The organism is Amycolatopsis sp. NPDC043887 (assembly GCF_056435665.1).
Genome location: NZ_JBWKEB010000024.1, coordinates 36,662 through 50,942 on the forward strand (window position 1 = coordinate 36,662; position 14,281 = coordinate 50,942).

General features: G+C 65.3%; 15 protein-coding genes and 2 pseudogenes. 11 read left to right on the forward strand and 6 right to left on the reverse strand.

What is annotated here, in order from left to right; all coding sequences use genetic code 11:
* Positions 1-1,074: 1,074 nt before the first annotated feature.
* Positions 1,075-1,404, forward strand: coding sequence for a hypothetical protein (locus AC069H_RS39085; protein ID WP_478235670.1), 330 nt, complete (start codon positions 1,075-1,077; stop codon positions 1,402-1,404).
* Positions 1,405-1,527: 123 nt separating this feature from the next.
* A complete protein-coding gene (locus AC069H_RS39090; protein WP_478235712.1) occupies positions 1,528-2,244 on the forward strand; it encodes a DUF5677 domain-containing protein in 717 nt (238 codons plus the stop codon).
* On the opposite strand, the gene AC069H_RS39095 is transcribed toward AC069H_RS39090, so the two are convergent.
* Together AC069H_RS39095 and AC069H_RS39100 are read right to left on the reverse strand one after the other, a co-directional pair.
* A complete protein-coding gene (locus tag AC069H_RS39095) occupies positions 2,237-2,707 on the reverse strand; it encodes an NUDIX hydrolase (protein WP_478235671.1) in 471 nt (156 codons plus the stop codon). The genes AC069H_RS39090 and AC069H_RS39095 overlap by 8 nt on opposite strands.
* Positions 2,708-2,717: 10 nt before the next feature.
* The gene (locus AC069H_RS39100) at positions 2,718-3,461 is read right to left on the reverse strand and encodes a DUF5919 domain-containing protein (protein WP_478235672.1); all 744 of its coding nucleotides are present in this window, start codon (positions 3,459-3,461) and stop codon (positions 2,718-2,720) included.
* Between the two features lie 242 nt (positions 3,462-3,703).
* Between AC069H_RS39100 and AC069H_RS39105 the strand changes: the two genes are divergently transcribed.
* The 9 genes and pseudogenes from AC069H_RS39105 to AC069H_RS39145 all read left to right on the forward strand — a co-directional run bounded on the left by AC069H_RS39105 (position 3,704) and on the right by AC069H_RS39145 (position 10,514).
* Positions 3,704-3,949 carry a hypothetical protein gene (locus tag AC069H_RS39105; RefSeq protein WP_478235673.1) on the forward strand — a complete coding sequence of 82 codons (246 nt, stop codon included), beginning with the start codon at positions 3,704-3,706 and terminating at the stop codon, positions 3,947-3,949.
* Between the two features lie 4 nt (positions 3,950-3,953).
* Positions 3,954-4,415 carry a hypothetical protein gene (locus tag AC069H_RS39110; RefSeq protein WP_478235674.1) on the forward strand — a complete coding sequence of 154 codons (462 nt, stop codon included), beginning with the start codon at positions 3,954-3,956 and terminating at the stop codon, positions 4,413-4,415.
* A 303-nt stretch (positions 4,416-4,718) separates the two neighbouring features.
* A complete protein-coding gene (locus tag AC069H_RS39115; RefSeq protein WP_478235675.1) occupies positions 4,719-4,967 on the forward strand; it encodes a hypothetical protein in 249 nt (82 codons plus the stop codon).
* Complete coding sequence (locus AC069H_RS39120; protein ID WP_478235676.1) at positions 4,945-5,199, forward strand: AMED_5909 family protein; 255 nt, start codon at positions 4,945-4,947, stop codon at positions 5,197-5,199. Before AC069H_RS39115 ends, AC069H_RS39120 begins: the two co-directional genes overlap by 23 nt.
* Before the next feature lie 309 nt (positions 5,200-5,508).
* Positions 5,509-7,084, forward strand: a pseudogene (locus AC069H_RS39125) (FtsK/SpoIIIE domain-containing protein).
* Positions 7,081-7,467, forward strand: coding sequence for a hypothetical protein (locus AC069H_RS39130; RefSeq protein WP_478235677.1), 387 nt, complete (start codon positions 7,081-7,083; stop codon positions 7,465-7,467). Before AC069H_RS39125 ends, AC069H_RS39130 begins: the two are co-directional and overlap by 4 nt.
* Positions 7,468-7,520: 53 nt before the next feature.
* Positions 7,521-9,086 carry a replication initiator gene (locus AC069H_RS39135; RefSeq protein WP_478235713.1) on the forward strand — a complete coding sequence of 522 codons (1,566 nt, stop codon included), beginning with the start codon at positions 7,521-7,523 and terminating at the stop codon, positions 9,084-9,086.
* Positions 9,087-9,096: 10 nt separating this feature from the next.
* Positions 9,097-9,276, forward strand: coding sequence for a helix-turn-helix transcriptional regulator (locus tag AC069H_RS39140; protein WP_478235678.1), 180 nt, complete (start codon positions 9,097-9,099; stop codon positions 9,274-9,276).
* Positions 9,276-10,514, forward strand: a complete 1,239-nt coding sequence (locus AC069H_RS39145; protein ID WP_478235679.1) for a tyrosine-type recombinase/integrase — start codon at positions 9,276-9,278, stop codon at positions 10,512-10,514. The genes AC069H_RS39140 and AC069H_RS39145 overlap by 1 nt, the downstream gene beginning before the upstream one ends.
* Before the next feature lie 64 nt (positions 10,515-10,578).
* On the opposite strand, the gene lpdA is transcribed toward AC069H_RS39145, so the two are convergent.
* The 4 genes and pseudogenes from lpdA to pip form a co-directional block, all read right to left on the reverse strand.
* Complete coding sequence (lpdA, locus tag AC069H_RS39150) at positions 10,579-11,964, reverse strand: dihydrolipoyl dehydrogenase (protein WP_478235680.1); 1,386 nt, start codon at positions 11,962-11,964, stop codon at positions 10,579-10,581.
* Between the two features lie 47 nt (positions 11,965-12,011).
* The gene (locus tag AC069H_RS39155) at positions 12,012-12,782 is read right to left on the reverse strand and encodes a lysophospholipid acyltransferase family protein (protein WP_340686494.1); all 771 of its coding nucleotides are present in this window, start codon (positions 12,780-12,782) and stop codon (positions 12,012-12,014) included.
* Positions 12,783-12,845: 63 nt separating this feature from the next.
* Positions 12,846-13,253: a nitroreductase family deazaflavin-dependent oxidoreductase gene (locus AC069H_RS39160; RefSeq protein ID WP_425342037.1), complete on the reverse strand. Its 408-nt coding sequence runs from the start codon at positions 13,251-13,253 to the stop codon at positions 12,846-12,848.
* 63 nt (positions 13,254-13,316) lie between these two features.
* Positions 13,317-14,255: pseudogene (gene pip, locus AC069H_RS39165) on the reverse strand (prolyl aminopeptidase); the annotation flags it as partial.
* Positions 14,256-14,281 lie beyond the last annotated feature (26 nt).

Consider the following 14,281-nt stretch of genomic DNA (forward strand, 5'->3'; position numbering starts at 1 on the left):
CGATTCGGGTTCTAACCCTGATTGCCACTCACGACCCACCTGGCCGATCTTGGTCCCTGCTGCCCCGGGTGTTGCGCTGTGGCTTTCGCAACGCTGGTCGCCTGCGTCTCGCGAGTGCGCGGGTGGCCGTTTCGTGTGATTGGACGGACGACACACGTGATTGACGGGACGACACGCGTGTTCAGGCGGACGACTCGCGGCGAAACACCCGTCGCGCGCGTGTCGTCCATCCAGTCACGCGCGTCGCCCCCCGGATCACACGTGTCGTCCCAACAAGCACGTGAGACCGCCGGTGCGGTACAGGTGCTCGTGAGTGGTAAGGACGGTTAGAACCATCCTTACCACTCACGAGGCCAGCTACATGTTGATCTTTTGATGCCGGGGTTTCACTGACCTCGGGATGATCACCGTTCTTGGCCGCTGACCTGCGCGGACGGGGCTGGACACTTCTCGCGTGTTCTCACCCCTACCCGACGTCTGACGGCCTGGAGACGGCCTGACCACTCCTCCCCCATCTCCCCGATACGAAGCCATCCACGCGGCCGTCTCGTCGGGTCAAGGCACGCATTCCCGCCTTGACGCGGCGTGACGGCCGTTGTGACGATCTGGCATCGGGGCGATGGCTCCGCGTAACAGCCGTTGGTCCGTCTGCGACATCGGTGGCACGAATGTCTCAACGAGGAGGCCGACGTGCTCTTTGGCGTACCTGCGCGCCGCTGGCGGCGGCAACACCTGTCCACGGCGGCAGCGGGCGCACCGCCCGGCCGGTGGGCGGAGCGGAGCGGCAGCCCGCCGTGTCGGGCAAGGTGCGCCCGCAGGCGAGACGCGGACGCAAGGTGACCAGCGCGCCGCCGACGGCGGCGCGCCTTGATCCCATAGAGCCAAATTCGGCAGGCACTGTCGCAACGACTCACTAGCGAGTCGACCAACGGCCAGGACACTGCGATGCTGTAAGGAAGTTCGAACGTGGAAGACACTTGGTTCTCTCGGGACCTACCAGTCCTGGAAGCAGTAGTGCGATTCTTTGAGGAGCACGATCGAGATCTTCTGCCAGACGGCGGAGACTTAATTGCCATGACTGGACTGGAATTTGCTGATATCGCCAAGGCGTTGCTCGCACTCGACGGCGAGTACATCGACATACGTCGAACTGGAGGCGACGAACCAACCTCCTTATGGGTACAGCGTGTCCACGGACCGGCGCGTCGCGCAGTGGGCCAATGGCCAACACCCGAGAACCTCACCGAGAGAGTGATTGAGACGATCAATGAAGCCGCAGATCGGGCTTCTGACCCAGAAACCAAAAGTCGACTGAAACGGCTTGGTGAGACATTGGGAGGAGCGACGAAAGAAATTCTCACGAAGACACTGGCGGAGGTTGTGGCTCGACAGGTAGGCGCATAGGACATGACGGGAAATTTGAGCGCAAAAAGCGCCGTTGAGATATGTCACGATTTGATCGAACTTTGGAAAAGTCGACAAGATGGAGAAACACAGTTTCGAGAGCGCGGGTCTCGCCCCAACTTTATGAAGTTTCTTTCTGTATACGGACTCGTCGCGCATACTTATAGAATTGGATCACATGCTCTAGAAATGTACGAATCAGGCCTCGTGATCGAAGCTTTCCCCCTCTTGCGCATGTGCTACGAGTCAGCACTAACCGCACACTGGCTAGCACAGAACTCAGACGGCGCCGAAGCACTGCTAAATAAAGATGTTCAAGGCAGGAAAGCGGCCGTGACAACTCTAGCCAAGACACGATCTGAGATATTGCGCTCAGGTGCACAGAATTTTCCGGGCGCAGACAGGGAATTCTTGAAGACGTCATCGCAGACTCAGGCGAAGCACTTTGAGCAGCTGTGCAACGACCTGGAGCCCGCTGGCGCTGACGCCTATGCTTACTACCGACTTATGAGTTGGTACACACATCCAACTGCACGTCTTATTGATCTATATATTCAACCGAGCGAAGATATGACAAAAGTAGATTCCTTACGACAGGAACCCGAACAGATGGATGCCAACATGTGGGTCCATTTCCTTGCATATTCGCTCGTTTGGGCAGGACGCGCCTTAGATTTTATCGACGACGAACGGCTTCACAGAAGCAAGCTGCGCGAAGCCGCCCGCGCGCTGGGAATCCCGGATGTACTGAAGTTATCGAACGATGCACTTCGTCGAACCAGCAAGGCAAAGCAAGAGGAAAGACGCTCAAAGTGGAAGGGGCCGAACTTATCTAACTAAAAGTCGCCGCTTCTCGGCCTTGGAGTGCATCGTTGATACGAAGAAGTATTGAGGGATGGATCGTCAGCGTGCCAAGATCCTCCCGACTAACCCAGACCACTTCTCGACTTTCACTACTTGTACGCACGCCCCCTCCAACGGGTCGAGCCCGGAAGCAGATCGAGAACTCTTGCCGCACCTCGCCATCGTCATACGCGATGACGTGGTTGGGGTTCGAGTACAGCCCGATCACCTCGGTCACCTCGCACTCAATCCCGGTCTCTTCACGAACCTCCCTCACAGCGGCCTGCGACAACGTCTCGCCGAGTTCGAGCTGTCCGCCGGGGATCGAGTAGAGGTCGTTGTCGGTGCGCCGGATCATGAGGATGCGGCCTTCGTCGTCCTGGATGAACGCGGACACGGCGACCGCGATGCTGTTCGCCTTGGGGGCGTTCGGGTCGTTGTAGTAGTCGACGCGTGCCATGTGTGGCCTCCTAGAAGGTGGCGGGCTTGGCGAGGTTCCAGACTGCTTCGAAGCTCTCCGAGTAGGTCTCGAAGAGATCCCCGGCGGATAGCCGGCGGAGGTGCAGGGATGGGGCGTGGGCTCCCTGGAAGCCGTAGACGTGCGTGTTGATGATCATTTCGTCGTCGAAGCGGAAGATCGAGTTGTAGAGCGTCGTGTTGTGGAAGCGCATCTCCACCCCGTCTACCCCGATCAGCGGCCGGTAGAACGCCAGCGCGTTGCGGATGCGCGCCGCAAGCGTCCCGTCGCCTAGCTGCTCCTCGTCGCCGCGCAGAGCGACACTCTCCCCGTCGGGATCTCCGAAAATCAGCCGAATCTTGGCCCCGGCCTGAGCTTTTGCTGCCAGGTCCTTGATGAACCGCGGGCGCTCCACCAGGAACAGCGCGGCGTGGACCAGCACCTCGACGGAGTCCGACGCTTCCTTGATCAGCCGGTCCCACAACTCGACGGGGATGGCGTTGCGGTGCGGGAACACGCGCACGACCTCGGCGGCGGCCGTCTCGGCCTTGCGCTCCGGGGCCACCGAGTCCGGCCATAGGTAGGTCTCGGACTCGCGCGCCATCGCGGCGATCTTGTGACGATGCTTCGGGTACGGCGTCCGCCCCTTGGTGATCCACCGTTCCACGGTCTTCTGATCGACCCCGGTGGCGTCGGCGACCTGCTTCGGCGTGAGGCCGTTGCGTAGCAGGGCGTCCCGCAGGCGTTCGTTCGGCATCCGCCCTCCTAGGGACTTGTAGGGACGTCTTCGACCGTACCAGGGACGTCCCTAGATGTCCCGCCACGTGGTGATCACGTCCCGCGTTTTGGCGGAGATTAGGTGCCAGGTTGCCGGGGACTCGCCCCAGCACCTCGACACCAAGAGGGAGGCAGGCATGACGACTCCAATCGCCGGTCAGGCAGCGTCCGCACGCGGCTCGGGAACGTGGACAGCTCGCCGGTTCGTGATCTGAGCGCCCGATGCGCGACACGGTCCAGATCCACGTCACGGCAGACCTGCCGATCCGCGTCCGCGCGCTCACCTACGCCAACCGGGCGGAGATCCGTTTCGGCAAGGCGTTCCCCGTGGTCCTGCTCGTCGATTCCGACGCGATAGCGGTGCTGGGGAGAGAACTCGCAGAGGTCCAGGCCGCACTGAGCGCGGCTGCCGCAAGGGGCAAAGACGGCGACCAAGTGCCGACAGACACAGACAAGCAAGGGAACTAACGACATGGCTATCTACAAAGGACACCGCTTCGCCATCGACTTCGACGAAGCGTTCGCGCAGGGCCTCGTGATGGTCGGCGAAGTCTCGCCGGACAACGAGTACCAGTCACGTGAGGACCGGGCTGCGGGTCGTCCGGCTCGGCAGCGGGTCGATGAGGTGACGGGCAAGCGTCAATGGAAGGTCACCGTGACCGACCCGGACGAGACGAAGGCCAAGCGCGCGTCGTTCGAGATCACGTTGCTGGCCGATGTGCAGCCGGTGCCGACTACGTCGGAGGTGCTGCCGGGTATGCGGCCGATCGAGCTGGAGGGCCTGACGGCTGAGCCGAAGGTGGCTGGTCAGGGCGAGTTCAAGTACCAGTCCTACACGTTCCGCGCGACCGGCTTCAAGGCTGCGGCATCCGGTGGCGGGTCGAAGTCTGGCCGGGCCTCGGCCGCTGCTGAGTCCACGCCCAAGGCTGCGTGATGACGGGCGGGGCGCCGGGGAGCCAACGGGTTGCTGTGGTTTCCCCGCACCTGGTCCAGGCGTGGGAGGCGGCGTATCGCCACTACAGCGCCATGACGCAACAGGCCGCGCGCGGCGCAGATGCTTTGGCGGCGCATGACATGGCCGTGGCATCCCTGGCGGTGGCGGCCGCCTGGCGAGAGCTGGCGACTCAAAGCCGGTTGCCCTGGTGGGTGCTCGCGGCCGTGACGGCGGCGGCTGAGGGGTTCGAGGACAACGCGCAGTCGTGGGAGATACGCGCTTACAGCGAGGAGGGGCAGGGTCGTGGCGTTCAACGCGATGTGGAAGCCGGGACGGCAGGCGGTCGCGGGGATGCAGGGCAATGGTTCGGCGAACCCGGCCCTGGTGATCTACCTGGATCCGGACAGTCTGGCGATTCTGCCGCCGTCCGATCCGGCCGAGTGGCCGGAGTTCATCCGGCTCCTTCGCCAAATCCGCGACGGCTCGGACGAACTGGCGGTGTTCCTCGACAAGCACAAGGCGGTGCGGGATGACCACTCTCGACCGGAATGAGCCGCAGACTCTCAAGGATGCGCACGCCGTTGCCTCGGCTCGTCGGCCGAAGCCGGGGTCGAATCTGTCGGCGTGGCTGACGTTCCATCAGGCCAACGCGCGCATGTATCGCGCGGTGTCCGATGTGGACCGAGGGCATCATCACGAACTTCGTTACTGGGTGGGCTATGAGGAGCGGAAGGCCGAGGAGGTGGCCGCGCAGATCCAGAAGGGGAAGTCGGAAGCCAGCTAGAAACTGAATGACAGAGCGAAAAACGCGCGTGGGGACGTGCGGCGTACAAACACGTCCTCGCACGCTTCCCTCGTCTCGTAAGGCGCAGAACCGGTAACTGGCCTAGGAACCTCGCCGGTTCTGCGCTGTCCACAACCTTTGGAAGTGAACAATGACAACGCTAAACGATGGCAACAAGCGTCCGCTAGACGGGGTCACCCGAACGCGCTGCACAGTCTGTAAGCGGTTCGCGAAGCTTCTGCCCGGCGAGACGGAATGTGCTCCTTGCCGGGGAATGCTGCCGCTGGATCTGACCGGCGGTGGTCGTCGATGAACGCGAACGGGATCGGTCTTCTCCTCATCGGCGGCGGGGTGCTGGGTGTGGTGGTGTGGCTGCTGCACAAGCTCGGCCGCGCCCTGGCCACGATCGCGGAAGTCCTCGCCGCCGCTATGGTCGTCTTCATCGCCCTGTGGTCGGCGGTGAAGTTGTTGGGGTGGCTGGGAAAGCAGGTCTTCCAACACTGGCGGACCAGCCTCGGCGTGCTCGCTGCGGTGGCCTGGTGGCAGTGGCTCGACTGGCCGTCGCTCGCGATCACGACGGGTTCGGTCGGCGTGGTGCTGGTGGGGTGGCGGCTGCTCGACGTGGTGTCGTTCGACCGGTGCTGTGGCCGGTTCCTGCGGGCGTGGTGGCTGCGCTGGTTCACCTACGCCCGGAAACTGCCGGGCTGGCTGCACGCCTGCGGCCTGTCCATCTCTGACGGCACCGTGCCGGTGGAAGTGACAGTCAACCTGGTCGGCCGTCGCCGGAAGGCGGTCTCTCGCGCTACTGGTGGTGCTGCGGTGCAGGTGCCGAAGGTGCTCGGGGTGAAGTCGGGGCCCTCGTGGGATGAGGTCCGGGTTCGGCTCGTGCCAGGTCAGAAGCCGGAGGACTTCGACGACGCCGCCCGTGCGCTGGCCGTTGCCCGCAAGGTCACCCGGTGCCAGGTGCGGGAGCTGGAACCCCAACGTCGTTTCGCTGGACTTTCAGCGCCGCGACCTGCTCACCGCGTCGGTGGACTGCGCAGAGCTGTCCGACCTAGCAGCCGTCGACGCGGTAGATCTGCGGCGGGTGTTCGCCGGACGTACCGAGTACGGCCAGGACTGGCGGCTGCCGCTGACCGGTCCGGGCGCGCACATGCTCGTCGCCGGCGCCACCGGAGCCGGAAAGAACTCTGTCATGTGGTGCCCGCTCGTGTCGGCGGCGTCGGCGATCCGGGCCGGGACCGTGCGGGTCTCGGGGATCGACCCGAAGGGGATGGAACTCGCCTACGGACGCGGGATCTTTGCCCGCTACGGGGTTGCGGGTAAGGAAGCCATCGAGGTCCTGGACGACCTGCTCGACGGCCTCGAATCCCGCAAACGCGAGTTCGCCGGGCACACCCGCAACGTCCCGATCTCCACCGATCACCCCTTGGAGATCTTGGAGTTCGACGAGATCGGAGCACTGACCAAGTACACCGACCGCAAGACCCGCGAAGCCATCGTGGAACGGGTCGCCATCCTGACGACACAAGGTCGGGCACTCGGCTACACGGTGCGCGGGTATGTCCAGGAACCCACCAAGGACACCGTTCCCGTGCGGGAACTGTTCCCGCGCCGGGTGTGTCTGCGCGTCACGTCGAAGACGCATGTCGGGATGGTCCTCGGTGACGGTGCCTATGAGCGCGGGGCGTGGGCGAATCGCATCGACGAGTCGGCTGCGGGGATTGGCTACATCTGGGGTGAAGGCATCCGCGAACCGCTGCGGGTCCGGGCTGGCTGGGTGCCGGACGAGACGGTCAAGGCGCTGGAGACCTACGTGACCAACGGCGGTGCTCATGTCGTCGACCTGGCTACCCGTCGCGGTCCTGAGGGGGTGGCGGCGTGAATCGCGTTTTGGTGTTCCTCGATGCGATCCGCGATCACCTTGATTCGTTCGCGCTTCCTCCGGCCGCGTCCGTGCGGGTTGGGGTGGGTCCTGATCCGATCACTGTGCAGCTCGATTCGCGTCGGCTTGAGGACGTCGCGCGTGGCCTGCTCGCCTGGGCTGACTCCCTGGAGGATGTAAAGACGTCGCTGTGGCGTCCCGAGGGCGGCGCCTCGGTGCACCTGGAACTCAGCGGCCGGACTCCCTGCGGCATCCCCGTGGTCGTCTACGGCGGCGTCTGGTTCGACGAAGCCACGTTCCCGGACCTGCCTTCCGGTATGCGGCAGGAGATGCCGGTGTTCGTGCTGCGGCAGTGGGACACACCTGGGGAGGTGGCAGCGTGACGAGCACCAAGGAAGCCGCGGTGACCCCGCCGGCCAAAACTCGGGCCGCCCGGATGCGGGAACCCCTCGTCTCGGACGTGGTCAAGGCGACCGCTGAGAAGCACGGGGTCTGTGTCCGGCCGTTCACGATGGAAGTCGGCGACACCGATACCGGCGAACTCCGCTACGTCCCCGTCCCCTGCGGCTCCACCGTCGAATCGGTGTGCCTGCCGTGTGCTCGGAAAGCGAAGGCGCTGCGGCAGGTCCAGTGCCGTGAGGGCTGGCACATGGACACCGAACCGGACTTCACCCCGGAGCCGCCGTCCGAGGTCCAGACGGAGCTGTTGGCGTTCCGGGCTGACCTCGTCGCGGCCTACCGGCAAGAGACGAACCAGGCCGAAGCGGATGAGCTGCGGGAGGAGATCCAGAGTGTCGATGAAGAACTTCGGCAACTCGGGATGCGGGGCCGTCTCCCGTCGATCGACCTGCCCACAAAGAAGGTGGTGAAGCGCTCGACGAAACGGCGGCAGGACGCGCCGAACCTTCCTCGACGGAAGGTCGCCAAGACCACCGTGGGCCGGGAGTACGCGGGACGGTTCCGGCCCTCGATGTTCGTCACGCTCACCTGCGACACCTACGGCCCGGTCCGCTCCGACGGCGCACCGGTCGACCCGTCGACCTATGACTACCGGCGGGCCGCTCGGGACGCGGTGCACTTCTCGGCGCTAGTGGACAGGTGGTGGCAGAACCTTCGGCGGGTCGTCGGCTGGGACGCACAGTACTTCGCCACCGTCGAACCCCAACGACGGGCCGCCCCGCACCTGCACGCGGCTATCCGGGGATCGGTGCCGCACGACGTGATCCGGCAGGTCACCGAAGCGACCTATCACCAGGTGTGGTGGCCCAACCACGACGAAGTGGTCTACGTCGACCGGATGCCGCTGTGGGACGGCGACGCCAGGGTGTTCGTTGACCCGGACACCCGCGAACCGCTGACCGAGTGGGACGACGCGGTAGAGGCCGTGGAGGACCCGGCGCACGTGGTCACGTTCGGGCGGCAGGTCCACTCGAAGGGCATCCTCGGCGGGACGGAAGAGGCCGGGCGGCACATCGGCTACCTGACCAAGTACCTCACCAAGTCTACGGGTGAGGTGGTCGAGGCCGACACGGCGCGACAGAAGGACCACCACGACCGATTGCACGCGGAACTGTCGGTGACACCCTGCTCGCCTCGCTGCGCCGTGTGGCTGCTCTACGGCATCAACCCCAAGGGCGCCAACGGAAAGACCACACCAGGGCACTGCAAGGGACGGGCTCACCGCCGTACCACGCTCGGCCTGCCGGGGCGTCGGGTGCTGGTGTCGCGCAAGTGGTCCGGGAAGACGCTCGTCGACCACAAAGCGGACCGGAAGGCGTTCGTCCTGCAAGCGCTGGCGGCCGTGGGCATCGAGAAACCGGCACCCGATCCGGCCCGTCTGGTCTGGCGCAAGGTCGACTCCGGCGACCCCTCCGTGCCGCCTCGGGACCACCTGGTGATGCACGCGATCTCGGAACGGATCACGTGGAAAGCCGAGTACGACAAGGCACTACTAGCCGCGCAGAGTCCACCGAATCTTTCGGCAACTCCGCTCGCGGCCTAAGGGGGACGACATGGACAGCACGGATCGGCTGTGGTCGGTCGAAGACGTCGCGGACTACCTCCGCGTGCCAGTGAAGACGCTCTACCAATGGAAATGGCTCGGTGAGGGGCCGCCGGTACGGAAGATCGGCCGTCACCTCCGCTATGACCCGACCAAGGTCCGGGCCTGGGTTGCCGAGGAGGCCGCCTGATGGGACACATCCAAGATCGCTGGTACAAACCCGCCAAGGACGCCAAGGGGAACCTGCGGCTCAACGCTCGCGGGAAACCCGTTCTGGAGAAGACCGAGCTGTACGGCGTCGGAATGCGGTACAAGGTTCGCTACCTCGACCCGGACGGTAGCGAGCGGTCGAAGTCCTTTCCGGACAAGCAAAAGAAGCGCGCCGAAGACTTCCTCATCGAAATGGAGTCAGACAAGCGCGAGGGCAAGTACATCGACCCGCGCGCGGGCCTGGTGCTGTTCGAGGTCGTCGCACAGAGCTGGCTGGACTCCCAGACGGTCGACTACACCAGCCGGGAGCGCTTCGCGACGCGCGTCAATGTCCACCTGCTTCCGTACTTCGGCAAGAAGGCGGTCGGGTCGATCCGGCCGAGTCATTTCCAGACGTGGTTACGGAAGCTCCAGGACGATGAAGCCTCGGAGACCTCGCGGGCGCTCTACTTCGGGCACCTGGTGTCGATCCTGAACTTCGCGATGGCGGACAAGAAGATCGCGGAGAATCCGGCGCTGTCCAAGGTGATCTCGCGGCCGAGGGCGAGCCGGAATCAGGTCGTGCCCTGGTCCCGCGAACGGGCTCGGGCGGTGCGGGACAACCTCCCAAGGCGGTACAAGCCCGCTGTCGACGTCCCGGCCGGTCTGGGCCTGCGGAAGGGTGAGCTGTTCGGGTTCTCGCTCGATGACGTCGACCGCACCAAGGACCTGGCGTACATCACCCGGCAGGTTCGAGTGGTCGCCGGGAAACCGGTGTTCGCTCCGCCGAAGGGCGGTAAGTCGCGTGAGGTGCCGATCGGGCGGAAGCTGCTCGGCCTCCTCGACGAGTACGCCGAGGAGTTCCCGGCGACCGAAGTCACGCTCCCCTGGTCGCATCCAGGCGGCGAACCCACCACGGTCCGCCTGCTCATGGTGACCGGATACGGGAAGGTGCTCATAGCTGAGCGGTTCCGGGTGAACTTCTGGCTGCCCGCGCTCAAGGACGCCGGGGTGGAGAAGCCGACCAGGGCGGACGGCGTGCACGCGCTGCGGCACCTCTACGCCTCGGTCCTGCTCGATGCTGGCGAGTCGATCAAGGCGCTGTCTCAGTACCTCGGTCACACCGACCCCGGCTTCACGCTCCGGGTGTACACGCATCTCCTGCCGAGCAGCCACGCTCGGACGCGGAAGGCCGTCGACGGCTTCTTCGACGACACGCTCGGCGACCAGGCTGCATGACGGCCTGGCCACGGCCTGACACCTGCCCTGACCGGCGAACCCGCAGGTCAGGGCAGGTTCACGCTTACATGTTGATCATGTGGCCCGCGAGTCCGTGCACGGCTTCCTTGACCGCCTCACCCAAAGTCGGGTGAGCGTGCACGTTCCGCGAGATCTCATGCACCGTCAGGTCCCACTGCTGCGCCAAAGTCAGCTCCGGCAGCAGTTCGGTCACCTCGGGGCCGATCAGGTGCGCGCCCAAGAGCTCGCCGTGCGTAGCGTCGCTCAGGATCTTCACGAAGCCGACCGCCTCGCCGAGGCCGTGCGCTTTTCCGTTGGCGGTGAAGGGGAACTTCGCCACCTGGACGTCGAAGCCCATTTCGCGGGCCTGTTCTTCGGTCCAGCCGAAGCTGGCGATCTGCGGCTGGCAGTAGGTCGCGCGCGGGATCATCACGAAGTCGAGCTCCATGGTCTCGGCGCCCGCGATGGTTTCGGCGGCGACGACGCCCATGGACTCGGACGCGTGCGCGAGCATCAGTTTCGCGGTGACGTCGCCGATCGCGAAGATGTGCGGGACGTTGGTGCGGCCGCGCGAGTCGACGGCGATGGCGCCGCGCTCGGTCAGTTCCACGCCGGTCTTGTCCAGGCCGTATCCCTCGACCCGCGGCTGGAAACCGATGGCCTGCAACACCTTGCCCGCTTCGAGAACGCGGGATTCGCCGTTCTTCGACACGGTCACGCGCACGCCGGAGCCGGTGTCGTCGATCGACTCGACCTTGGTGGAGGTCAGCACCTCGATGCCGAGCTTCCGGTAGCGGCGCGCGAGTTCCGCGGAGACCTCGGCGTCCTCGAGCGGGACCATCCGGTCGAGGTACTCGACGATGGTCACCTTCACGCCGTAGTTGTGCAGCACATAGGCGAACTCGACGCCGATCGCGCCCGCGCCGGCGATGATGATGCTCTCCGGCAGCTCGTTTTCCATGATCTGCTGTTCGTAGGTGACCACGCGGTCGCTGCGCGTGGTGCCCGGCAGCAGGCGCGCGGTGGCGCCCGTGGCGATCACGCAGTGGTCGAAGGTGACCCGTTCGCCGTTGACCTCGATGGTGTTGGCGTCGAGGAAGGTGCCGTGCCCGTCGTATTCGGTGATCTTGTTCTTCTTCATCAGGAAGTGCACGCCCTTGACGCGCCCGTCCGCGACCTTGCGGCTGCGGTCGAAGGCGGCCTGGTAGTCGAAGCTGACCTTCCCTTCGACCTGGATCCCGAACGACTTCGCCTCTTTGGTCACGATGTGCGCGAGTTCGGCGTTGCGCAGCAGCGCCTTCGACGGGATACAGCCGACGTTGAGGCAAACGCCGCCCCAGTATTTCTCCTCCACGACCGCCGCGCTCAGCCCCAGTTGCGACGCCCGGATCGCCGCCACGTAACCGCCGACTCCGGCCCCCAGGACAACGACGTCATAGTGTGCACTCATACCCCGAAACCTACCCCTCACCGGGACGGTCCGAAGGGTGAGACTGCCTACTCGGGGCGCGAGCCGCGGATCTCGATCAGCAGGTCGGTCACCGCGGTCATGATCCGCTTCGTGGCCTCCTCCAGCACCTCACGGGACGGCGAGGGCGTCATGAGGTCCGAGAGGTCCACCGGCGGACCGGCGACCAGGTTCACCGTCTTGCGCGGGAAGGCGCGCGGAAGCACGGCGTCGGACGGCAGCAGGTGGTGCGTGCCCCAGTTCGCCAGCGGGATCACCGGGACACCGGTCTCCAGCGCGATCCGCGCGATCCCGGTCTTGCCGCGCATGGGCCACCCGTCCGGGTGATCCGTGAAGGTCGCCTCCGGGAAGATGACGACGCATTCACCCTCACGGACGGCGCTGACGGCGTCGCGGTACGCGTCGGACGCCGTGACCGCGCCGCGGTAGACGGGGATGTGCTTGCCCGAACGCATCACCGAGCCGATGACGGGCGCGTCCCACAGGCTCGCCTTCGCCAGGTACCGCGGCACGCGCCCGTGGGCCAGGCAGTACGCGGTCACCGTCGTCGGGTCGGCGAACGAGAGGTGGTTCGACGCCACCAGGAAACCGCCCGACGAGGGCAGGTGCTCCCCGCCGCGCACCCTGAACCGGGTGAACAGCACCAGGAACGGCCACACGACGTTGATCGCGAAGGCGAACCAGGCGCCCCGGCCGGCGCGGGCGAAGCGCCGGCCGAAGGCGATCATCTGGCGGAACGTCAGCAGGTCACCCGAAGCGGGGCTCAGCGCGGTCCAGCGTTCACGGGGTCTCAGCACCATGGACGTAATTCGTAGCCGAACCCGCCCGGGTTCGGCTGAAACCACGCGCGAACGCGGCGCGGATCACACGCGCTCGAGCACCACCACGGGGATCTCACGGTCGGTCTTCTTCGCGTACTCGTTGTAGTCCGGCCAGACGGCGGCGAGCTTCTCCCACAGCTTCGCGCGCTCCTCGCCCTCCAGCGTCCGGGCCCGCGCGGTGAACTTGTCCGCCTTGACCTGGGCCTTGACCTCGGGGTTGGCCTGCAGGTTCTTGTACCAGCCCGGGTCCTCCGGCGCGCCGCCCTTGGACGCCACGATCACCGGGTTGTTGTCGTCGTCGAACTGGTAGATCAGCGCGAACTTGCGGTCCTCGCCGGTCTTGCGGCCCTTGGTGGTGAGGATGAGGCAAGGGGCGCCCTTCTCCCAGTCGTGGCCCACCTCGCCGTCGGTCTCTTCGTAGCGACGGACGTGCTCGTCACCGAAAAGCATGTCTGAGTTCCTCTCGTCCTGGCGTATACCGGCGTCCTGCCAGTCTGACGCGAACCGGTCGGTCGCGCTGATCAACTCGTGCAGGATGCCGGGTTCGTCGAACGCGTGACCCGAGTCGCCCGCGATCTTCAGTTCCGCGGTGGGCAGCACCTGGCTGAGCTCCCACGCGGTGATGGCCGGGGTGACCACGTCGTAGCGTCCCTGGACCAGAACGCACGGGATGTCCCGGAGCTTCCCGGCGTCGCGCAGCAGCTGATCTTCGGCCAGCCAGCCGCCATGCCGGAAGTAGTGGTTCTCGATCCGTGCGATCGCGAGGGCGAACGAAGGATCGCTGAACGCGTCGATCACTTCGTCCTGAGGGCGCAGTTTGACCGTCTCCCCCTCCCAGCGGCTCCACGCGATCGCGGCGGGGCCGTGCACGGCGGGATCCGGATGGCTCAGCAGTTCGTGGTAGACCTCGATCAGGTTCTCCTGGCGGCGCGAATACGGCACCGGGGCGAGGAAACGCGACCACGCCTCGGGGAAGAGGAACGCCGCTCCCCCGCCGTAGAGCCATTGCAGTTCCTTCACCCGCAAAGTGGCGACGCCGCGGAGAACGAGTTCCGTGACGTGGCCGGGGTGGGTTTCCGCGTAGGTCAGCCCGAGCACACTCCCCCACGAGCCGCCGAAGACCATCCAGTGTTCGATGTCCAGATGCTCGCGCAAGCGCTCGATGTCGGCGACCAGATGCCACGTCGTGTTGACCGAAAGATCGGCCTCCGGGGTGGCGCAGTTCGGCGTGCTGCGCCCGCAACCGCGTTGATCGAAAAGGACGATCCGGTATCGGTCGGGGTCGAACAGTCTGCGATGTCTCGGAGTCGAACCGCCACCGGGGCCACCATGGAGGAAGATCACCGGCTTGCCCTCGGGATCGCCGCACTCCTCCCAATAGATCTCGTTGCCGTCACCGACAGGCAACATCCCTTGGACGTAAGGTTCGATTTCCGGATAAAGGCCGAGCATGCCCGCCACTATGCCCCAAACGCCAG